At 65.7% G+C, this 19,140-nt stretch carries 24 protein-coding genes; 11 read left to right on the top strand and 13 right to left on the bottom strand.

Translation table 11 applies throughout. The features are described 5' to 3' along the window. Positions 1-768, bottom strand: coding sequence for a TSUP family transporter (locus RJ1_RS09620; RefSeq protein ID WP_073359721.1), 768 nt, complete (start codon positions 766-768; stop codon positions 1-3). A gap of 46 nt (positions 769-814) precedes the next feature. On the opposite strand from RJ1_RS09620, the gene RJ1_RS09615 reads away from it, so the two are divergent. Beyond that, on the top strand, positions 815-1,978 hold the full coding sequence (locus tag RJ1_RS09615; RefSeq protein ID WP_073359720.1) for a sensor histidine kinase: 1,164 nt from the start codon (positions 815-817) through the stop codon (positions 1,976-1,978). 10 nt (positions 1,979-1,988) lie between these two features. On the opposite strand, the gene RJ1_RS09610 is transcribed toward RJ1_RS09615, so the two are convergent. Then, positions 1,989-2,393 (bottom strand): Rv0313 family protein, encoded by a 405-nt coding sequence (locus RJ1_RS09610; RefSeq protein WP_073359719.1) that lies wholly within the window; start codon positions 2,391-2,393, stop codon positions 1,989-1,991. 137 nt (positions 2,394-2,530) lie between these two features. Between RJ1_RS09610 and RJ1_RS09605 the strand changes: the two genes are divergently transcribed. Both RJ1_RS09605 and RJ1_RS09600 read left to right on the top strand, forming a co-directional pair. Beyond that, positions 2,531-2,800, top strand: coding sequence for a metal-sensitive transcriptional regulator (locus tag RJ1_RS09605; RefSeq protein ID WP_073359718.1), 270 nt, complete (start codon positions 2,531-2,533; stop codon positions 2,798-2,800). Between the two features lie 42 nt (positions 2,801-2,842). Further along, complete coding sequence (locus RJ1_RS09600; RefSeq protein ID WP_073359717.1) at positions 2,843-3,244, top strand: DUF302 domain-containing protein; 402 nt, start codon at positions 2,843-2,845, stop codon at positions 3,242-3,244. A gap of 20 nt (positions 3,245-3,264) precedes the next feature. Here RJ1_RS09600 and RJ1_RS09595 read toward each other — a convergent pair whose 3' ends face one another. Next, positions 3,265-4,920 (bottom strand): amidohydrolase, encoded by a 1,656-nt coding sequence (locus tag RJ1_RS09595; RefSeq protein WP_073359716.1) that lies wholly within the window; start codon positions 4,918-4,920, stop codon positions 3,265-3,267. 55 nt (positions 4,921-4,975) lie between these two features. Continuing rightward, positions 4,976-6,511 (bottom strand): APC family permease, encoded by a 1,536-nt coding sequence (locus RJ1_RS09590; protein WP_073359715.1) that lies wholly within the window; start codon positions 6,509-6,511, stop codon positions 4,976-4,978. 129 nt (positions 6,512-6,640) lie between these two features. Here RJ1_RS09590 and RJ1_RS09585 point away from each other — a divergent pair, with 129 nt between their 5' ends. Continuing rightward, entirely contained in the window at positions 6,641-7,369 is a 729-nt protein-coding gene (locus RJ1_RS09585) for a TetR/AcrR family transcriptional regulator (RefSeq protein WP_073359714.1), read from the top strand. 14 nt (positions 7,370-7,383) lie between these two features. Here the strand turns inward: RJ1_RS09585 and RJ1_RS09580 are convergent, their stop codons facing one another. Further along, positions 7,384-8,010 (bottom strand): class I SAM-dependent methyltransferase, encoded by a 627-nt coding sequence (locus RJ1_RS09580; RefSeq protein ID WP_378381302.1) that lies wholly within the window; start codon positions 8,008-8,010, stop codon positions 7,384-7,386. Positions 8,011-8,087: 77 nt separating this feature from the next. After that, positions 8,088-8,612, bottom strand: coding sequence for a YceI family protein (locus tag RJ1_RS09575; protein WP_162850417.1), 525 nt, complete (start codon positions 8,610-8,612; stop codon positions 8,088-8,090). Between the two features lie 332 nt (positions 8,613-8,944). On the opposite strand from RJ1_RS09575, the gene arr reads away from it, so the two are divergent. Continuing rightward, complete coding sequence (gene arr, locus RJ1_RS09570; protein WP_073359712.1) at positions 8,945-9,364, top strand: NAD(+)--rifampin ADP-ribosyltransferase; 420 nt, start codon at positions 8,945-8,947, stop codon at positions 9,362-9,364. A 6-nt stretch (positions 9,365-9,370) separates the two neighbouring features. Here arr and RJ1_RS09565 read toward each other — a convergent pair whose 3' ends face one another. Further along, entirely contained in the window at positions 9,371-9,712 is a 342-nt protein-coding gene (locus RJ1_RS09565; RefSeq protein WP_073359711.1) for a hypothetical protein, read from the bottom strand. Positions 9,713-9,861: 149 nt separating this feature from the next. Between RJ1_RS09565 and RJ1_RS09560 the strand changes: the two genes are divergently transcribed. Then, positions 9,862-10,674, top strand: a complete 813-nt coding sequence (locus RJ1_RS09560) for an HAD-IC family P-type ATPase (RefSeq protein ID WP_378381299.1) — start codon at positions 9,862-9,864, stop codon at positions 10,672-10,674. Between the two features lie 208 nt (positions 10,675-10,882). Then, positions 10,883-11,263 (top strand): VOC family protein, encoded by a 381-nt coding sequence (locus RJ1_RS09550; protein WP_073359709.1) that lies wholly within the window; start codon positions 10,883-10,885, stop codon positions 11,261-11,263. Positions 11,264-11,372: 109 nt separating this feature from the next. Here the strand turns inward: RJ1_RS09550 and RJ1_RS09545 are convergent, their stop codons facing one another. The 3 genes from RJ1_RS09545 to RJ1_RS09535 form a co-directional block, all read right to left on the bottom strand. Continuing rightward, the gene (locus tag RJ1_RS09545) at positions 11,373-11,738 is read right to left on the bottom strand and encodes a DsrE family protein (protein WP_073359708.1); all 366 of its coding nucleotides are present in this window, start codon (positions 11,736-11,738) and stop codon (positions 11,373-11,375) included. 270 nt (positions 11,739-12,008) lie between these two features. Further along, positions 12,009-13,250 (bottom strand): UPF0158 family protein, encoded by a 1,242-nt coding sequence (locus RJ1_RS09540; protein ID WP_073359707.1) that lies wholly within the window; start codon positions 13,248-13,250, stop codon positions 12,009-12,011. Positions 13,251-13,547: 297 nt separating this feature from the next. Beyond that, positions 13,548-14,510, bottom strand: a complete 963-nt coding sequence (locus RJ1_RS09535) for an NADP-dependent oxidoreductase (RefSeq protein ID WP_083400821.1) — start codon at positions 14,508-14,510, stop codon at positions 13,548-13,550. 375 nt (positions 14,511-14,885) lie between these two features. Here RJ1_RS09535 and RJ1_RS09530 point away from each other — a divergent pair, with 375 nt between their 5' ends. The 3 genes from RJ1_RS09530 (at position 14,886) to RJ1_RS09520 (ending at position 16,424) form a co-directional block, all read left to right on the top strand. Then, positions 14,886-15,227, top strand: coding sequence for an ArsR/SmtB family transcription factor (locus tag RJ1_RS09530; protein WP_005254327.1), 342 nt, complete (start codon positions 14,886-14,888; stop codon positions 15,225-15,227). A gap of 3 nt (positions 15,228-15,230) precedes the next feature. Then, positions 15,231-15,716, top strand: a complete 486-nt coding sequence (locus RJ1_RS09525; RefSeq protein WP_073359705.1) for an SRPBCC family protein — start codon at positions 15,231-15,233, stop codon at positions 15,714-15,716. 132 nt (positions 15,717-15,848) lie between these two features. Next, positions 15,849-16,424 (top strand): dihydrofolate reductase family protein, encoded by a 576-nt coding sequence (locus RJ1_RS09520; protein ID WP_073359704.1) that lies wholly within the window; start codon positions 15,849-15,851, stop codon positions 16,422-16,424. Positions 16,425-16,449: 25 nt separating this feature from the next. Here RJ1_RS09520 and RJ1_RS09515 read toward each other — a convergent pair whose 3' ends face one another. The 3 genes from RJ1_RS09515 to RJ1_RS09505 all read right to left on the bottom strand — a co-directional run bounded on the left by RJ1_RS09515 (position 16,450) and on the right by RJ1_RS09505 (position 18,561). Beyond that, complete coding sequence (locus tag RJ1_RS09515) at positions 16,450-17,253, bottom strand: dihydrofolate reductase family protein (protein ID WP_338049607.1); 804 nt, start codon at positions 17,251-17,253, stop codon at positions 16,450-16,452. 108 nt (positions 17,254-17,361) lie between these two features. Continuing rightward, positions 17,362-17,769 carry a DUF3224 domain-containing protein gene (locus RJ1_RS09510; protein ID WP_073359762.1) on the bottom strand — a complete coding sequence of 136 codons (408 nt, stop codon included), beginning with the start codon at positions 17,767-17,769 and terminating at the stop codon, positions 17,362-17,364. Positions 17,770-18,018: 249 nt separating this feature from the next. Then, the gene (locus RJ1_RS09505; RefSeq protein ID WP_240320096.1) at positions 18,019-18,561 is read right to left on the bottom strand and encodes a nitroreductase/quinone reductase family protein; all 543 of its coding nucleotides are present in this window, start codon (positions 18,559-18,561) and stop codon (positions 18,019-18,021) included. 249 nt (positions 18,562-18,810) lie between these two features. On the opposite strand from RJ1_RS09505, the gene RJ1_RS09500 reads away from it, so the two are divergent. Further along, on the top strand, positions 18,811-19,137 hold the full coding sequence (locus RJ1_RS09500) for a MerR family transcriptional regulator (RefSeq protein WP_240320098.1): 327 nt from the start codon (positions 18,811-18,813) through the stop codon (positions 19,135-19,137). The last annotated feature ends 3 nt before the right edge of the window (positions 19,138-19,140 follow it).

Genomic DNA, 19,140 nt, shown 5'->3' with positions numbered 1-19,140 from the left:
TCAGCCGAATTGCTGCCAACCCAACCGGATCACCATCGCGATCACCACGATCAGCAGGGTGATCCGGACGAAACCGGCGCCCTTGCTCAGGGCCATCCGCGAACCGGTGACCGCGCCGATCACGTTGCAGACCGCCATGCTCAGCCCGAGCGCCCACAGCACGTGACCGGTGGCGGCGAAGAACACCAGCGCACCCAGATTCGATCCCAGGTTGATCACCTTCGCCATCGCGGCGCTGCGCACGAACTCGGTGCCGAGGAAGGTGGCGAAGCTGATGATGAGGAAGGTGCCGGTGCCCGGCCCGAACAGTCCGTCGTAGAAGCCGAGGAGGCCGGCGGAGAGCAGGACGACCGCGACGACCTTCCGCCGGGTCGGCGGATCCTTCGCCAGTGTGGTCCCGAGTTGGGGCCGGATCGTCACGAACACGGCGACACTGACGAGCACCGCCATGATCAGCGGGATGAAGACGTCCTTGTCGATGCGCGACACCGTCGCCGCGCCGAGCGCGGACGCGACCGCCGCCAGCAGGCCGGCCGGAACCAGCAGTCGCCAGTTCATCTGGATGCGGCGCGCGAACGTGATCACCGCGGCGGAGGTACCGGTGAACGCGGTGAGCTTGTTGGTGGCGAGCGCCGCTTGGGGCGTCAGTTGCGGTGCGACGAGAAACAGCGCGGGAATGAGGATCAGTCCACCGCCGCCGACCACGGCGTCCACCCAGCCGGCAGCTGTCGCGGCGGTGAGAAGAAGCGCCCAGTCACCCACATTCATGGTGCAGACTCAACCACACCCACCGCGAGGTACTTACGCTGTGCACATGCGGAGGTTCAGTCTGTGGCTGCGAGGAAAGCCGACGGTTGCGGACTCGATGTTGGCGGCGATCCTGTTCACCCTCGAGGTGTTCGTCTTCACTGCGGCGGGCGATCGGTCACCGTGGGTGCAGCTCGTCATGGGGTTCCTGCTGTGCCTGCCGATCGTGTGGCGCCGCAAGTACCCTCGCGCCGCTGCCGGGGCGATTCTGGTGGTGTCGATCACGATCACCTTCGTCAGTTACTCGATCGACGATCTCGATGCCGAGCACCCGGGGCTGCTGGCCCTCGCGGTCGCGCTCTACACCCTCGTCGCCTACGTCGACCGGCGCGCCGCCGCCGTGTTCGCGGTGGGACTGGTGCTCGACTCCGCACTCTCCATCTGGCTGCTCGAGCAGGGGCCGCTGGAGACCGGTCTGTATTCGGCGCTGATCTTCGCGCTGTCGTGGATCACCGCGGAGTTCCTCGGAGCCCGCCGGGCGTACGACGAGGAGGTGGCCGCGCGGCTCGCCGTCGCCGACTACGACCGGGATCGGCGCGCCGAGGACGCGGTGGCCGCCGAGCGCACGCGGATCGCGCGGGAACTGCACGACGTTGTCGCACACGCCGTGAGTGTGATGATCGTGCAGGCCGACGGCGCGTCGTACGCGTTGAAGAAAAACCCCGAGATCGCGAAACAAGCGCTCACCAACATCGCGAGCACGGGGCGGGAGGCTCTGGCGGAGCTGCGGCGCACCGTGTCGCTGTTGCGTACCGAACCTGCGACCGACGACATGCCCCAGCACGGAACGGCCGGTCTCGCCCGGGTGGTCGACATGATGCGCAGCGCGGGCCTGCCCGTGGAATTGGAGCTGACGGGGAAGCTGGACGACATCAGCCCCGCCGTCAGTCTCGGCGTCCACCGTCTGGTTCAGGAATCGCTGACGAACGTACTGCGGCACGCCGGAGAACGCCCGCGGGCGAAGGTGCGGGTGCGGCGCCGCGAGACCGATGTCCTCGTCGAGATCACCGACAACGGCAACTCCACGGGCCAGTTCTCCCTCGGGTCCGGCAACGGGCTGCTGGGCATGCGCGAACGGGTCGCCGTGCTGCACGGCACACTCGAGGCCGGACGGCAGACCGACGGCAGCTGGCGAGTCACCGCGGAGTTACCGCTCGAGTTGGAGGAGTGAGCGGCCTCGCTCACTCCGTCTCGCGCGGGGTCGCCTCCTCCGGCTGGTCGAGGACGCTGACGGTGACGCCGTAGGGGAGGAACCGCACCGACCGGTGGGGATCCGTGTTGTGCTTGTGCGCGCGGAGTGCATCGAGTTCGGTGGCATACACCTGTTCGACGCGGGCGACGCCCTCGGCGTCGACCGTGTAGATCGCCCACACGCCGTCACCGGTCTCCCCGGTCGTCTCCGGCTTCGAACCGGGGCGCGGGGTGCGGGCGAAGTCGGCGAAGACGCCCGTCCACGGAATCTGGGAATCCGCCTGGTCGAGGAACCTGACGATGCGATCCTTGACGCCCTGCAATTCCTCGCCGGCCTCACGGATCACGCGGTCGAGATCGTCGGGGTCGAACCCGAACGGCCTGTTGTCGCCCATCACTGTCTCCTGACTTCGGCGGGACACCTCCAGTGTGGCCGCGGATGCCGATCGGCGCCACGACGGCCGTCGGCCCCACCTCCCGAATATACCCCTGGGGGTATTATCGGGGAGCAACCTACGAAAGGGCCCACACCATGGTCGGCGACGAAGACAGCATTGCCCTGGTACTCAATCGGCTGCGCCGTGCGCACGGTCAGCTCGCCGGCGTGATCTCGATGATCGAGCAGGGCCGCGACTGCAAGGACGTCGTGACCCAACTCGCCGCCGTCTCGCGGGCACTCGACAGGGCCGGATTCAAGATCGTCGCCACCGGCCTGCGGGAATGCCTGACCGGCGAGACCCCGCAGGGCACCGAGCCGATGACCGAAGCCGAACTCGAGAAAATCTTCCTCGCTCTCGCCTGAACGGCGACAACCGCACTCGTGAACCGAAGTCAGGAAACAATCATGAATCTCGCACTGTCGACCACTCTGCACACCACGTTCGCCGACGCCGTGGAGCGCACTCGGCAGGCGCTGTCCGCGCAAGGATTCGGCGTGCTCACCGAAATCGACATGAAGGCGACGCTGAAGGCGAAACTCGGTGAGGACATGGAGGACTACCTCATCCTCGGCGCGTGCAACCCGCCGCTCGCGCACCGCGCCGTGAACGTGGATCGGCAGATCGGCCTGCTGCTGCCCTGCAACGTCGTGGTCCGCGTGGACACGTCCGCAGACGACACGATCATCGTCGACGCGATGAACCCGCGACTGATGGTCGAGGTCACCGACGAACCGGCGTTGCAGGGCGTCGCCGACGAGGCCACTATTAAGCTCCGGGCCGCGATCGACTCCCTCGGCGCGCAGTAGGGCCGGATACTGCCGCCGACTCAGGCATTCGGCGCCGTGTAGACGCGGTCCCCGCCCACATAGGTCAGTGCCACCCGAGTGTCGGCGATCGCGTCATCGCTGACGGTGAACGGATCCCGGTCGAGGACCACCAGATCGGCGAGCTTACCGACCTCGATGCTTCCGGTGTCGTCCAGACGATTCACGTACGCGGACCCCGCGGTGTACGCGGTGAGCGCGGCCGTGAGGTCGAGGCGCTGCTCCGGCAGGAACACCGGGTGATCCCGGCCGTCGTCACCGGGCAGTACGCGGTTGACTGCGACATGGATGCCGTGGATCGGGTCGGCGCTGCTGACCGGCCAGTCGCTGCCGGCTGCCATGGTGGCGCCCGCGCGCAGCAGGGAACCGAACGGATACTGCCGGCGGGCGCGTTCGTCACCGAGAAACGGGATGGTGAGCTCGTCCATCTGCGGTTCGTGCGCCGCCCACAGCGGCTGCATGTTGGCCGTGACACCAAGAGCGCGGAAGCGCGCGATGTCGCTGGGGTGCACCACCTGCAGATGCGCGAGGTGCGGCCGGGTGTCGCGGAACCCGTTGGTCGTCCGGGCGGCATCCACCGCGTCGAGCGCCTCACGTACCGCTCGGTCGCCGAGGGCGTGGAAATGCACTTGGAATCCGAGGGCATCGAGCTCTGTGACGTAGTCGCGCAGGTGTTCGGGGTCGACGAAACTGGTGCCGGAATGGGCAGTAGGACAACCACATCCATCGAGATACGGGGAGATCATGGCCGCCGTGCGGGACTCGGCGACACCGTCGAGCATCATCTTCACGGTATCGGCCCGCATCCGCCCCACTCGGAGACGGGAGCGCCGCTGGAGCAGTTCGGGAATTTGGTCGGCGCCCCGATCGCGATCCCACCACAGGGCGCCCGCCACCCGTGCGGTGAGAGATCCGTCGCGCGCTGCCGTCAGGTAGGCGTCCGAGACGTCCGCGATGCCTGAAGCGTCGCCGAGGAGCGCGTCCTGCCAGGCCGTGATGCCGAGCGAATGCAGGTACTGCTGGGCGTAGAGCAGTGCCTTCAGCCGGTCGTCGGGGGTGTGCTGCGGAGTGTGGCAGCCGATCAGCTCCATCGCCGACTCCTGGAACATGCCGGTCGGCTCGCCGTCGGCATCGCGTTCGATGCGTCCGCCGACGGGATCCGGGGTGTCCCGGGTGATGCCGGCGAGGTCCATGGCTCTGGTGTTCGCCCACCCCCCGTGGTGGTCGCGGTTGGGCAGGAACACCGGGCGATCACGGACGACTGTGTCGAGTAGTCGCGCGGTGGGTGTGCCCCCGTCGAACGCCTCCATCGACCACCCGCCCCCGACGATCCACGGCAACTCGGGGTGCTCGTCGGCGTAGGTGCGGACGGCGGCGAGTGTGGAGGCCGCATCGCTGGTGCCCGTGAGGTTGCAGCGGGCGTGTTCGAGGCCGGCCAGCACGGGATGGATGTGCGCGTCCTGGAAACCGGGCAACAGCATCCGTCCGGTGAGGTCCACGACCTCGGTGTGAGGGCCGATCAGTTCCCGGACCTCGTCGTGGCCCACCGCCGATATCCGTCCGCCGGTGACGGCGACCGTCGTGGCACGGCTGCGGGCAGGGTTCAGGGTGGCAACGGATCCGCCGGTGAAGAGCAGATCTGCGGGTGCTGCTGACATCGAAAATCTCCTATCGGGAAGTGCTGACGTCGTCGTGTGGATCGGGTCGTATCGGTCAGGACGGGGTGGTGACGGGGACTTCTGCGGGCGCAGGCCTGTCGAGCAGGTCCGCGTCGTCGGCGTCCGTTCCCCGGCCGGTGAGGAAATACGGTGACTTCCGGACCCATTTCGCGTGCGCAGCCACCACCAGGCCGGAGACCAGGATCAGCACCGGGAACAACAGCTGGAACCAGCCGTTGGCTGCGCTGAATTCGAGATGATCGGCTGAGGTGTAGAAGATCCAGCCAAGGTAGCCGCCCAGTGCCAGCAGCACCAGCGCACTGAGCGCGGGAGACACCACCGCACGCAGCCCCTCCCACGGATGCTCCCACAGCAGTCGCCGGAACCGCACCGCGGCGGCGAGTGCCGTAAGGCCGTACCAGAGCGCGACGACCAGACCGATGGAGCTGATGCCGGCACCGAGAAGGTCGCTCAGCTTGGGAATGACCGTGGCCAGCAACGCAACTACCGCGGAGATGCCGCCGAGCAGCAACGTCCCGGCCGCCGGGGTTCCGTAGCGGGAATGGATCCGGGTCCACACCGAGCCGAGGGTGCGGTCCCGGCCCATGGCGAACAGTCCACGGGCGCTGGGGATCACGGTTGCCTGGAGTGACGCGACGACAGAGAACATCAGCGCGACCACCGGTAGCGCCGCCAGGGGCTGGCCGGCGAGCGCCTCACCGAGGAACGCGAGACCGACGGTACCGTTGTCCGCCAGTTCCGCCGGGGTGAGGACGCGCTGGAAGGACACCGCACCGAGCAGGAACAAGCCGAGTGCCAGGAAAACGGTGATTACACCCGCGCGGGAGGCATCGCGAGGATCGTGGACCTCCTCGCTCACGCTGAACGCCGCCTCGAAACCCCAGTAGAAGAAGACCGCGATCACCATGCCCTGCGCGAGCAACGCGAACGAGGGAATCGCGAAGGGATTGAACCAGTCGAGCGAGAACGGCTGGCTGCCGGCGAACAGCCCGTACACGCAGAAACCGATCAGCACGACGTATTCGAAGACGAGGAGATACTTCTGCAGCCGTGCCGCGACCGCGACGCCTCGGACGGCGGTGAAGGTGACCGCACCCAGGATGATCAGCCCCACCAGTGTGGACTGCAGCGTCGAGTCCGGGTCGAGAGTGAGCCCCCCGATGCTGTGCACACCGGCCATGCCCCCGAGCTGCAGGATCGCCGACCCGGCGATGGCGGTGGTGTAGGCCATGAACACCACGACGGCGATGATCGCCATCCAGCCCGTGAGGAAGCCCAGCCACGGACTGAGGCTGCGGCCCACCCACACGTAGCTGTTTCCGCAATTGGGCTCGACACGATTGAGCCGAGCGTATCCACCGGCAATTCCGAGAATCGGGACGAACGCCAGCAGCAGCACCACCGGCATCTGGAGTCCGACCACGGCTGCGATGACTCCCAGGCCGACGCCGATGCTGGTCGTCGCCGCGGTACTCGACGCGGCGATTGCGATTCCGTCCAGGACCCCGAGGGTCTTCTGGAGGCCCGCCGCCGGTGGTGCGCCGGCTGTGCCGTTGTTCTGTGCTGCCATGTGTGCGTCGCTTTCGCTGGGTGGATGTCGGGGACGAGTTGCCGCGCGCTGCCTGTGACATGCAACACCTTCGCCGTTTACACCGTCAACGGTGTTGGCATAAGGTTGCGACAGCGGAAGGAGTCGGTGATGGCAAAGCAGATGGTCTCGGAATCGGCCCGGCGTAGGAGGCGGCCGACGAAGCAGGGCGCCGTGCTCTCGGAGAAGTTGATCGTGGACACGGCATTGCGGTTGCTCCGCCACCACGGCAGTGCAGGCCTGTCGGTCCGCCGTCTCGGGGTTGCGCTCGGCGCCGATCCGAGCACCCTCTACCGGTACTTCGACGGCATCGACGACCTGACGTTGGCGATCGCCGACGAACTGATCGGTCGGTCGTTCCACGGGTGGGAACCCACGGGGGACTGGTGGCGCGATCTACATTCCCTCGGAATTCGTTCGCACGCAGCATATCTGGATCATCCTCAGGCGGCGGTCTTGTCGGCGAGCCGAGTCAGCGGCCGCACCTCCGAAAAGTCCGCAGTCGAGACGATCCTCGGAATTCTGCGCGAGGCGGGATTCCCCGACGGCGCCGCGGTGCGGCTCTACCGCGCCTACGTGGATCAGATGCTGGCCTTCGCGGCCCTCGACGGTGCCGAACTCGCGCTACCCGACGCCGTGCGCGAGTCCGACCGGCAACTGTGGCGATCCTCCTACGCACAGCTTCCGGCCGAAACCCATCCACACATCGCGGCGACCGCCGATCTGCTCGTCGACCTCTCCGAACGCAGCGCCTATCCGAACGCCCTCGAATTGCTCCTCGACGGGGCGCGTGCCGTGCTGCATCGTCTCGACTCCACGCGAGGAACGACGACTCCGTGATGCAGGAGGGACCCTCACCGGCTGCTCTGCCGGCGCGCGGTGATCGCGCCGTGAGGCCGGTAGCCACGCCCCGTCCGGGTATGGGTCTCGATCACCTCGAAGCCGGCTGTGATCAACTTCTGGCCGAGTTCAGCCACCGGCCATCGATAGGCAGTGGTGACGGCATGGTCGAACGTTCCCACGGTTGCTCCTTCGAAGAAGCCGACCAACAATCCTCCGCCCGGCCGAATCACGCGCGCGAACTCGGCGAGCGGAGTCTGGATGTCCTGCGGACTGTGGTGAATGAGCGAATACCAGGACAGCACACCACCCAGTGATTCGGTCGCGGCGTCCAATGCCTCGAAACCGCCGACTTCGAAGGTGAGGTCTGGGAACTGCGTACGAGCTCGGTCGACGAACTCGGGAACCAGATCAATCCCGCTCACGGCTGGTCCGCACGCGGCCAAGAAGTCTGTCCACTGCCCCGGACCACACCCGGCGTCGAGCACGGGACCTGTCAGGGTGGCGGCCCAGCTGCTCACCAGGGCGCGATCGGTTGGGTGTGTCGAAGTCACGGAGCCGAAGAGATCCGCGTACTCCTGGGATCTGGCCGAGTATGACTCTCGGACGATGTCGTCTCGATGGGTGCTGGTGTTCTCCACGCCGTCAATGATCGTCGATGGGAAGCGCCGCTGGAGGTTCCTGCTACGGAGGGTGTGCGAACAGGCTGGCCGGTTGGTCAGGATTTGATGAAATGGGCGTTGATCACGACGTGGGTGGCGAGGCGGGAGCCCTTTTTCGTGTAGGTCAGACCCCAGTTGCTGCGGTCGAGGTGTACTTCGGCGGTGACTGTCGCGGTGTCCTGCGCGGCGACGACATGGGCGGGGATGGTGAGCGGGTGTGTCTGGCCGTGAACGGTCAGATCGCCGTCGAGGTGTAGGTCTCCCGTATCGGCAGGCCGTGCTTCTGGTGCGGTGAAGACGATGGTGGGGTACTTCTGGACGTCGAAAAAGTCGGCGGAGCGCAGGTGCTGGTCGCGTTTGGTGTTCTCGGTGTTCACGGAGGTGGCGTCGACGACCAGCATTCCGGTGACAGATCCGTCGGCGCCGACCGTTCCGGCGCCTTCGACGGCCTGGAAAGTCCCGTTGACCGGGAGCAACCATAACGCCTTGGTGTGGAGGGTGATCGAGGTGCGAGAAGGGTCCAGGGTCCAGGACCCGGCGAGCGCGGACAGATTGGGGACGGACTCCATGGGCGATGTCATTCGTGTACCTCCGTGGGTGGCGACCCGGCGCCGGAGAAGGTCTCCGGTCGAGGAGCGGGCCGCCTGATGGGGTGTCATCGACCACTCGGTCTCGGTCCTCGGCCGGGATCAGGCAAGAGGCTGGACACCGTCTGGCCTTACCGACATCACACCGGAATCAAGCACCGAATCAATCGGATTCGACTGGAATGGAAGTCGCCTGAGATCTTCCAACCCACAGGTCTTGACCTACTTACTTTCCCATTCTCACTATATGACAGAGAAAGGGGCTTGCGGCAAGGCCCCTGACGTGCTGCACAATCTTCGAACCAACTACAACGGATGGGGTTGTTGTGACGAAACCTTTTGTAGTGCACGAGTCGGGTGCGCTCTTCCACGGCACCAAGGCGGACCTCTCGGTGGGTGAATTGCTGGTGCCCGGACGCCCGTCGAACTACGCCGAAGGACGCCTATCGAACAACGTCTATGTGACGCAAACATTGGATGCCGCAGTGTGGGGAGCTGAGCTGGCCACTGGAGAGGGCCGGCCTCGTATCTACATCGTGGAACCGGAAGGCGCACTGGAGGACGACCCGAACGTGACGGACAAGAAGTTTCCCGGAAATCCGACCCTCTCCTACCGCACCCGGGAGCCCGTGAGAATAGTCGGCGAGATCACGGACTGGGTGGGGCATTCACCCGAACAGCTTCAAGCCATGCGGGACGGCTTGGCGGACCTCGAGCGCCGGGGACTTGCCGTTATCTACGACTAGATCCGGTCAGTACCGGCGGACGAGTTCGGGGTGGCGGGCGCGGAGATGGAGTCCGCCGAACATCGCGCATTCGTCGGCGATCCACGTCCACGCTCGCTGGTCCCACGCGGCCAACTCGGTGAGAGCGTCCGCGCCCGAGGCCGTCCCGTTCGTGCTCGTGTGTAGTACGGCGGTGGGGTCGTCCCGATCGATCGAGACGAGCCAGGTGAGCGGCGCCGCGGTCGAGGCGACCAATACGGCGGCAACGGGTATCGGGTCGCGCCCAGTTGATGAGCGGACGCCGTCCACGAGCTGGCTGACGGTGGCGATGACGTGTTGGCGTCGTGGATCGGCGAGTCGATTCCTCATGGGTGTATCACCGCCGGCTCGGGTCGGGCGTCGGTCGCCATACACCCGCGGTCTGCTGATACTCGGCGGTTTCCCACCCGGCGCTGCGCCGCGTCGTCGCCGAGACCGAAGTCTTCGCCCGCGCCTGCCCCGAACACAAGCTGCGACTGGTGCGAGCCCTCCAGGAAGATGGGCAGGTCGCCGCCATGACCCGGGACGGGGTCAACGACTCCCCGGCCCTGACCCGCGCCGACGTCGGGGTCGCGATGGGCCGCACCGGGAACGAGGCCGCCAAGGAGGCCTCGGACATGGTGCTGTTCGACGACAATTTCGCGACGATCGCCGCCGCGGTGCGCGAAGGGCGCGGCGTCTACGACAACCTGAAGAAGTTCGTGCTGTTCATGTTGCCCACCAACGGCGGCGAAGCACTGGTGGTGATCGCGGCGATCCTGTTCCAACTGACGCTGCCCCTCACCCCTGCGCAGGTGCTGTGGATCAACCTGGCCACGGTCAGCACGCTCGGGTTGGCGTTGGCGTTCGAACCCACCGAAACGTCCGTGATGCGCCGGCCACCCCGCCCGCCGACGGAGTCGCTGCTGTCCGGATTCTTTGTCTGGCGGGTGGCGCTGGTGTCGGTGCTCATGATGTCCGGCGCGCTCGGGCTGTTCCTGTGGGAACTCGAATCCGGCACCACCGTCGAGGCGGCCCGCACCATCGCGGTCGACGCGATCGTGATCACCGAGATGTTCTATCTGATCAACAGCCGACACATCAAAGCCTCCATCCTGAACCGGGAAGGGCTGTTCGGCAACAGATATGTGCTCGGCGCGATCACCGCGTGCATCGTGCTGCAGGTGCTGTTCGCCTACGCCCCGTTCATGCAGGCGATCTTCGGCTCCTCCCGGCTGACCCCGACCGAATGGGTCAAGGTCCTCGGCGTCGGGCTCGCCGTGTTCTTCGTCGCCGAGGGAGAAAATGGGTGATACGCAGACGACGCCGGAGCATTACCGCGCATGCTGATTGACGCAATGACGCACTTCGATGGGCAACTCGATTCCGTGTGGGATACGGTCAAACCCACACCACTGCAAGGTGATACCGGTAGCCGTGACACACGTACTTCTCAGACGTCCGCCTTACTAGTGGCGGATAGTATGAGATCTACGTCGACGCTGAGAGTAGGTTTTGTCAATGTCATGTCGTATCAGTGAGCTCGTACTCGGTTGCAGCGACCCTGAAGTGCTGGCGCGGTTCTGGTGCGAGGTCCTGGACTTCGTGGTGCTCGATCGCGAGAGCGACGGCTCGGTGGAGATCGGGCCGCGCGAAGGGTTCGGCGGTCCGCAGCCGACGATCATCCTCAGTCGCAGGGATGAGCCGGAGAAGGGGAAATCCCGGCTGCACATCGACGTCAACGCCACCGACCGCGATCAGGACGCCGAGCTCGAACGCCTTCTCGCGCTCGGTGCTCGCCCGGCGGACATCGGCCAGACGGGGGAGGAGCAGTGGCATGTCCTGGCCGACCCCGAAGGCAATGAGTTCTGCTTGCTCAAGGCACGCCTCGCCCCACTCTGATGCTCGTCGGTCACGTCTCGACACCAGGGGATCAGCGTCCGGGATTTCGACCTCGGCGACGACGGGGCCTATCGACGGGCCTGCGCCCTCGCCCCGCACCCTCAGCCGTTCAGTAACTGAACGTGACCGCCCCGTCGTCGCCGATCCACTTCCACATCGGCACCGTCCCGGCGAGTTCGGCGTTGGAGACCAGCGCGTCCTTGTCGAGGTGCTTGGCCTCGAAGCAGATCGGACACACCATGTAGATGCCGCCCGCGGTCTTGTATCGTGCTGCCAGATCGGGAAGCGGCGGACAGCCTTCGCAGGCCACCCCCTGAATCGTGCCGTCGAGCGCGAGTCGTACTGCTTCCTTCGTGAGAAACATCAGCGTCTCGCGCTGTTGTTCTGCCGCGCCGACCGCGACCAGAAACGCAACCGTCACCTTCTCGGCGTCCTCGAGACCGGTGGTGAGACTGACCACTGCTTTATTACTCATGGATTCGAGTCTTCGCTGCGTGAGGAATGCCGACAAGGGGTTGGCAGTGACGGTGACGAGCCTGCAGCGGTGACGTTGCGACTCGGAATCCGACTCAATCATTCCACCGGCGGGGAGCGGCTTTGTCCCAACGGACCCATCGCCAGCCGAACCGCATTGCGAGAGGACCGCTGAGACGGCAGATCATGAGAGGCCGGTGATGTCGTTATCGTCTTGTAGGCCAGCGGAATACAAAGAACGATCGCCAGGTGGCACGGCGTGGGCTGACCGTCAGCCCACGCGGATGCCCTCGTCGGCGAGGAACTCGCGGGCACGACCCAGTTGGCGGTCGGCGGAGAACGCGTACCACTGTTCGGCGAGGTTCTCCTGGTGGACCAGGTTGCGGAACCGGTGGAACGCGCCCTTGCCCTCGATCGCCCGCTTCAGCCGCTCCCGCAGCGCCGCATCGTGCTGGCGCTCGGCGAAGGCCGCCATGTCACGCCAACCGTCGCGCGAACCTGTGCGGTCGAACCGGAGCCAACGGTCGGGCTCCTCCTCCACGTCGACGGCGGCGTCCTCCCCGACCATCGCCGGGTCAGTGCTGCTGTCGTCGTACACGTCCCCGGTGCGCTGGTCGACGTAGCCACCCGTCGACATGCCCAGATCTCCCTCCAGTGCGGTGCCGAGCATCTCGAGGTCGACCGGCACCACCCGCCCTGCGAGCGGCTCGTCGCGCAGGCACGCGAGCAGGTCCTCGGCCAGCACTTCGTCGCCCCTGCCGGCGCGCAGAGTCAGCCGGTTGATGACCGACAGCGTCACCGGCTCTGCCTGCTCCCGGCGCTGTTTCAGTGCCATCGGTATGCCGGCCCCCACCTGTTGCAGCGCGTCGTCGACGTCATGTCCCCTCACCGCGGCGAGGAAGCGGACCGCATCTCCTGTCGCGATAGCGGCGCGCAGCTCGGACACCTCGAGCGGGGGCACTTGCTCGCGTCCGGGCCACGCGTGCAGCAGCATCGGATGCGGCTGGCTCGGTCTGCGCGGTGCTCGGCTGTCCCCGTCGTCGTCGGCCCACCGGCGTCCGTACTGGTCCGGGATGCTGCCCCATCCCCAGTAGGGCAGGGGATTGCCTGGCGTGGTTCCCAGCACTTTCATGGGGTCGATCTTGTCGCGGCCGACCACGCAGCGGTGGGTCCAGTTATCGCCCAGATCGAAGGTGAACTGGAACTCTGCTCCAGGGCCCAGGAGGCGGGCGATCTTGGCTGTCTCGATGTCCACCGGCTCCGTGATGGGCCCATCGATCGACCCAGCCATCTCCGCCCCAGTCTCCGCGTCGGTGACCACTCGTCCATCGGCAAGGGTGTACATCGACAGGTGAGACCTGTCCCACCGAGCGAAGGCGTCGTTGACGGCATTCGCGAGGTCCATGAAGGTGTGCGATGGTCCGACCGCGAAGACGCGGCCGGGCCATGGCCACAGTTCCTCGCCGCGCCCGCCGATCAGCTCCACCGTCACCGACAACCAGGTTCGTGCCATCTCCCGAGGATGGCATGCGGGCCGCGGAACCGCAGCCGCAGCCCGCAGACATAGCGCCCCGTTCACTGATCGCCGATAGCTCAGCGGTAGAGCTCTGGACTGTCTGTCGAGCGGCCGTTAGGTCTAACTCGGGGAGCCGGCCTCCGTCGGCCAGCGCGTTACTTGCTTGAAGCGGATTTCGCACTTCCGGCGCGGTCATACCGGCGGATAGGGCCGCGACGTCGTCTACGACAAGGAACATCACGCCCCTGCCGGCGATATCGTCGTCCGTTGATTCGTTGTCTTGATGAACGCGGGTCAGGTGGCAACCGTGGTCGCGTCGAGAACGAGCTTCCCTCGGACGTGTCCTGCCCGGCCCTCTTTGTGGGCGGCTTGCGCTCCGGCGAGGGGATACACCGAGCTGATCGTGGGCCGCACTGTGCCGTCATCGACGAGCCGGGAGATCTTGGCCAGCGTGTCAGCGTTCGGTTCGACGCTGAAGTAACGCGTCCGTATACCGCGTCGCTCGGCTTCGGCCTGGACCTCGTCCGGGACCTCTCCTGGCAGGGCGACGAGAACCCCGTCTCGCTCCAGCACGTCGAGGGACCGCTGTTGGACTTCGCCGCCGACCGTGTCGATCACGGCATGCACCGGCGCCACCGACGTCTCGAACCGCTGCTGGCGGTAGTCGACGAATTCGTCAGCGCCGAGCGAATACACGTACTCCCGGTTGGAGCCGGACGCGGTTGCGACCACGTGCGCTCCCCGCGCCTTCGCGAATTGCACGGCCAGATGGCCGACACCGCCCGTGGCGGCATGGATCAACACGCGTTGCCCTCGTTGTAGGCCGGCCTCGTCGAAGAGGGCCCGCCACGCCGTCAATCCGGTCATCGGCATCGCCGCTGCTTGTATGTGGGACAGGCTGGGCGGCTTGGGGACGACCTGACCGGCGGGGACTGCCGCGTATTCGGCGTAGGCGTTGCCGGGTTCGGGCAGCCGAACCATTCCATAGACGCTGTCGCCCTGCCGGAACCCGCTGACGCCGCTTCCGACCACTTCCACTACTCCCGAGATGTCCCACCCCGGAATCCACGGCAGCGGAACATCGGGGAAGTGTTCGAACCCGCCTTCGCCGAGCAACCAGTCCAACACGTTGACCCCCGCAGCGTGTACCCGCACCAGGAGCTCGTCCCCGGCAGACTCCGGAAGGGGAGCATCCTCGTAGACCAGCTTTTCCGGTCCGCCGTAGGCGTGGAGCCGAACCGCTTTCATTTGTTCCATGTTCCTCCACCTCTCCGCCCGCTGTCACGCCGGTGACGACCGAAGGAATGTCGGAAACTCGAGACAGAATGCAGTGGCCACACCGTGAGTAAAACCAGAAACGTCGACGTCGCAGCTGACCGGTCGACGATCGGTTGAATCTGACAGCTGCGGATGCTGAAACCGAGGGCGTGCGAATCTTGGTAAGGCGCGGCGAGGCGCCGAGCGAGGGACGTCGCTTGGACCGTGTCGTCGGGATCGACGGCCGGGGCGGTCAGGTCTTGTCTTGGTGGTCGGCGGGCATCGTCGAAGGTGCCCTCCGCCGCCCACGCGCATCCTGAGAGTCGAAGCCTCAGCGGTCTTGCACATACAACCAATCGGTTGTATGTTCTGTTTGTGTCAGAAACGGACGAGGACCAGGCAGATGCCCTGTTCCACGCGCTTTCCGACCGAACGAGGCGCGACATCATGCGTCGCGTGCTGGCCGGCGAGCATTCCGTCTCGGCACTCGCGGCGAAGTACGACATGAGTTTCGCTGCGGTACAGAAGCACGTCGCCGTCCTCCAGAAGTCCGGACTACTCGTCAAACGGCGCAGCGGCCGTGAACAACTCGCCACGGGCGATGTGGAAGCGGTTCGCGCGGTGTCGTCCATGCTCGCCGAGCTGGAACAGGTCTGGCGTGGGCGGATCGCACGCATCGACGAACTGATCGCAACGCAACCCCAACGGAAGGAATGAACGATGCCTGTCACCAACGTCAGCCACGACGCAGATGCATTGACCCTGACCATCACCGCCGAGTTCGCCGCGCCCCTAGTGCGGGTCTGGCAGATTTACGCCGATCCTCGCCAGCTCGAAAAGGTCTGGGGTCCACCGACGTACCCGGCGACAGTGGTCGACCATGAGTTCACCCCCGGCGGTCGGGTCACCTACTACATGACCGGCCCCGAGGGCGACAAGCATGCGGGATACTGGAACATCACCTCCGTCGATGAGCCGACCGGCTTCAGCTTCACCGACGGCTTCGCCGACGCGGATTTCACCCCGATCGAATCGATGCCAGTGTCCACCAACGAGTACTCCTTCCAGGACAAGGATGGCAGCACCATTGCCACCTATGTCAGCACCTATACGACCGCCGAAGGTCTCCAGCAGGTGCTCGACATGGGCGTGGTCGAGGGCGCGTCGCAGGCGATCGGCCAGATTGACGACATCATCAAGGGTTGAGCTGCCGGTTCAGAGCACAGGCCGATCTCGTCGCCTCGCCCTCCAGGTGCGAGGCGGCGAGGCGGCACGAAGGACGCGTGGTTTCCAGTCTGTACCCGTGTACCGGAAAAACCCACACTCGAGGAGAACGACATGACCGCGACCTACACCTTCGACGTCTTTTCCAGTCTCGACGGCTACGGCGCCGCCAGCGGAAACTGGACCGGCTACTGGGGTAAGCAAGGCCCCGAGTTGCTCGACCGCCGCCTTGCGTTGTACGGCGCGGAGCAGCGGATGGTATTCGGGGCCAATACATATCGTTTGTTCGCGCAGATGCTGGCCGAGAGCACCGAGGAGTCCGAAGTGCGTGACCCATGGGTCACCCGGATGAGGAACCTGCCGGCCACGGTGGTGTCGACGACGCTGGAAGGACCGCTCGACTGGCCGAACGCGAGCGTCGTGAGCGGTGACGCCGTCGACGTCGTCGCCCGGCTCAAGGAGGAGTCCGAGGTGCCGTTGCGCTCGCACGGCAGCCTGTCGATGAACCGGGCGCTGATGGCCGCCGGCCTGGTCGACCGCCTCCAGGTGACGCTCTTCCCGGTCATCACCGGGCAGACCGGTGATGACCCGATTTTCCAGGGTGCGGCCGACTTCGACCTCGAGCTGGTCGAGAGCCGGACGCTCGACAGTCACATCCAAGAGCTAATCTACCGGCCTACGCTCCATTGACCTGTACGAATTCGAAGAGGATCCGTCATGCCTGCATCCATTCATTCACCACGCCGGGCGGACGTGAACGAAGCACGACCGCTTTCCCTGGCGACTTCGACGGTGCGCAGGTTGTCGGCGCATCGAAGGTCCGGCGAGGCGCTGATGTCTCGGACGGTGGTGTCAGTCCGACTTTTCCCGGGTGCGCCGGTAGCGCTCGTAGATCAAGCGCGAGCCCAACGTCCTGGTCTCGATCCAGGTCTAGCCGAACGTCTTCGGTGACCGGCGGCAGGAAGGGCGTGCCGCCACCGATGACGACCGGATTGCGGAACATACGCAACTTGTCGACGAGGCCGAGTTCGATCGCCGCCGCGGCCAGGCCGGCGCCGCCGATCGAGACGTCCTTGTCGGTCGCGTCGAGCGCCGCAGCGGCCTCCTCGGCCACCGACGCCTCGGCGAGCCGGGCGTTGCCCTGGACGCTGTCGAGCGTGCGGGCTGAAGACGACCTTCGGCATAGCGCACCAGACATCGGCGAACGCGGCCCCGAGCTCGTTGTCGCGCATCGACGGATCCGTCTCCCGCGGCAGCATGGTCTCGTAAGCCTGCGGCCGCACACACAGCCGCCGAGCTCGCGTGTCTGCGCGACGTGGATACGAAACTGCTCCTCGCCAAAGACCGTCCACTCGAACGCGCCCTCTCGGTCGGCGATGAAGCCGTCCGCCGAGACACTCATCGAGTAGATCAGCATGGCTTCGAGCTCAACGCACCGGAGCGACGGACGATGATCGCGATGAAGTTCGCCATTGAGCGTGACATCGTGCTCTCCTCCTTCTGAATGCTGATCTGCCACAGCTGGTGACCGATCGCGAAACGAGAACTCATCGTCGTGGGCGGTCGAAGCGATCGTACGGCTATTGCCGACGCCACACCGAGATCCCGGAGGCGGAACCACCAGCGTTCAGGACGGGTTCTCGAAGCTGTAGACGAGAGTCAGCACGCCTTGGCGGGCCTCGGTGGCGTGACCGGACAGTCCCGTCAGCTCCGCGGTACCAGAATGCGGGATCACTGTTCCGAACGTTGTCTGGTCGGCGCCGTCGGCCAGGCCGCCATGTTGAATCACGAATGTTCCACGCCGACCGTCCAGAGCCGCGTGGATGCGTTCCGAGGCAACGTATCCGGCGCCTTGGGGACCCTGCGTGGTGAGAACGTCCGCGATCCCGCTTCCCTCCAGTGCGCCTCGGTAGGTCTTGCGGATCACGACCCTGGCCAATTTCGGGCCTTCGTCCGGCTCGTCATAGGGAACTTCCTCCCAGCTGTCGATGTCGAACTCGGCTTCGACGGTCCGTTGCGTTGTGTTGTCAGCCATCAGCAAAGAATGCCAGACCGGACTGACAACCTCCTGTCCGGGCGGACGCGAATCGTCGGTCATGGCACGGTCGGCGCTGCGCGTTCACGTTCCTGGCCAGCCGAACGCCAACGGGAGCGCCGGATTGCGATCACCATGCGAGAACGCCCCTCGAGCCTCGACGTCCGAACGACTCGTCCCGGGTCCTGGTTCGTCCCACGAACTTCACGAGGTATCGCCGACAGCGTGCGGCGCACCTGCCACCCTTACCTACTCGGCGAGTTCGATGACGAGTGGGATGCCGGTGTCGAACCAGTAGCCGTGCAGATCCTTGATCTTGGCCCGGGAGGGGCGCCCGCGCAGATGAAGACGGCACTCGCCATAGTCCACGAGATGAACCGTCTCGCAGATTGCCTCTCGCGCCTGGCGCAGCTCGGTCGGGTCGCTGATCTCCCGCGCGACGCCGGCAAAGGTTCGGCGCCGCAGTCGAAGGTGAATGTTCGGGTTTCCCCGAATGTTCCACACCCAGGATGAGACGGCCAGGGGCCTCTCGATTGCCAATGCGGGAGGGCGGAGCATCACGACGTACACCTTGTCGTGGCGACGGATCGCTCGAACGTAGTTTCGGCGCTGCCTGCCGCTCTTGCGTCCGGTCGTCGTGAGCACCCCGTGACCATGGGGTGTGGAGATGGTGAAGACCCGGAGCATGATCGCGCTGAGGATGCGACCGCCCCTGGCCGATTGCAGCAGCCGTCTGTGCACCGGTGCTTCGCTGATAGCCGCGGCCCGAATCGCTTCGGCACGAATAGTCACCGCTTTGTCACCTGATGTGGAGCCATTGCCCGGGGCCTCCGTCATCTCCACCCTCTTCATGTCCTCCGCAGTCGTCTGATCAGCATCGCAGATCGTCTTGCCTCTCGCAGCGATGCCCGCACGGGACGGGGCGACTCACTGTCTGTGAACAGGCCCGGACGTCCATTGCAGATCCGTGACCGGATGGCAGCGGATTCCTTGCCGTTCGCGCTTGACCTTCGAGTCGACTCAAAGGTTTCCCGTCGTCTCATGGGCACTTATCGGATCTCGCAGCTGGCGGATATCTCCGAGGTTCCGGCCACGACCTTGCGGTTCTACGAGACCGCGGGCCTGTTGTCCGCCGAGCGAACCGCGTCGGGTTACCGGGTCTACGGCGACGGGGCGGTGGAACGGTTGGCGTTCATCTCCTCGGCCACGCATCTCGGCCTGCCGCTGGAGGAGATCGGGATCTGCTCGAGGTCTGGGATCAGCGAGTCTGTGCCTCGGTGCGTCAGCGGATGCTTCCGCTGGTCGCCGATCGGATCGCCGACGTCGACAACAGAGCTGTCCCGGAGGCGGATCTCCGACTGCCGATGAACC

The organism is Rhodococcus jostii NBRC 16295 (genome assembly GCF_001894825.1).
GTDB lineage: Bacteria > Actinomycetota > Actinomycetes > Mycobacteriales > Mycobacteriaceae > Rhodococcus_F > Rhodococcus_F jostii.
The sequence above is the reverse complement of the archived record's forward strand: the minus strand, read 5'-3'. Positions and strand labels throughout refer to the sequence as shown.

Coding starts and splice junctions, on each gene's coding strand:
- RJ1_RS09620 (WP_073359721.1), bottom strand. CDS start 768: ATGAATGTGGGTGACTGGGCGCTTCTTCTCACCGCCGCGACAGCTGCC.
- RJ1_RS09615 (WP_073359720.1), top strand. CDS start 815: ATGCGGAGGTTCAGTCTGTGGCTGCGAGGAAAGCCGACGGTTGCGGAC.
- RJ1_RS09610 (WP_073359719.1), bottom strand. CDS start 2,393: ATGGGCGACAACAGGCCGTTCGGGTTCGACCCCGACGATCTCGACCGC.
- RJ1_RS09605 (WP_073359718.1), top strand. CDS start 2,531: ATGGTCGGCGACGAAGACAGCATTGCCCTGGTACTCAATCGGCTGCGC.
- RJ1_RS09600 (WP_073359717.1), top strand. CDS start 2,843: ATGAATCTCGCACTGTCGACCACTCTGCACACCACGTTCGCCGACGCC.
- RJ1_RS09595 (WP_073359716.1), bottom strand. CDS start 4,920: ATGTCAGCAGCACCCGCAGATCTGCTCTTCACCGGCGGATCCGTTGCC.
- RJ1_RS09590 (WP_073359715.1), bottom strand. CDS start 6,511: ATGGCAGCACAGAACAACGGCACAGCCGGCGCACCACCGGCGGCGGGC.
- RJ1_RS09585 (WP_073359714.1), top strand. CDS start 6,641: ATGGCAAAGCAGATGGTCTCGGAATCGGCCCGGCGTAGGAGGCGGCCG.
- RJ1_RS09575 (WP_162850417.1), bottom strand. CDS start 8,612: ATGACATCGCCCATGGAGTCCGTCCCCAATCTGTCCGCGCTCGCCGGG.
- RJ1_RS09565 (WP_073359711.1), bottom strand. CDS start 9,712: ATGAGGAATCGACTCGCCGATCCACGACGCCAACACGTCATCGCCACC.
- RJ1_RS09550 (WP_073359709.1), top strand. CDS start 10,883: ATGTCATGTCGTATCAGTGAGCTCGTACTCGGTTGCAGCGACCCTGAA.
- RJ1_RS09545 (WP_073359708.1), bottom strand. CDS start 11,738: ATGAGTAATAAAGCAGTGGTCAGTCTCACCACCGGTCTCGAGGACGCC.
- RJ1_RS09540 (WP_073359707.1), bottom strand. CDS start 13,250: ATGGCACGAACCTGGTTGTCGGTGACGGTGGAGCTGATCGGCGGGCGC.
- RJ1_RS09535 (WP_083400821.1), bottom strand. CDS start 14,510: ATGGAACAAATGAAAGCGGTTCGGCTCCACGCCTACGGCGGACCGGAA.
- RJ1_RS09525 (WP_073359705.1), top strand. CDS start 15,231: ATGCCTGTCACCAACGTCAGCCACGACGCAGATGCATTGACCCTGACC.
- RJ1_RS09520 (WP_073359704.1), top strand. CDS start 15,849: ATGACCGCGACCTACACCTTCGACGTCTTTTCCAGTCTCGACGGCTAC.
- RJ1_RS09510 (WP_073359762.1), bottom strand. CDS start 17,769: ATGGCTGACAACACAACGCAACGGACCGTCGAAGCCGAGTTCGACATC.
- RJ1_RS09500 (WP_240320098.1), top strand. CDS start 18,811: ATGGGCACTTATCGGATCTCGCAGCTGGCGGATATCTCCGAGGTTCCG.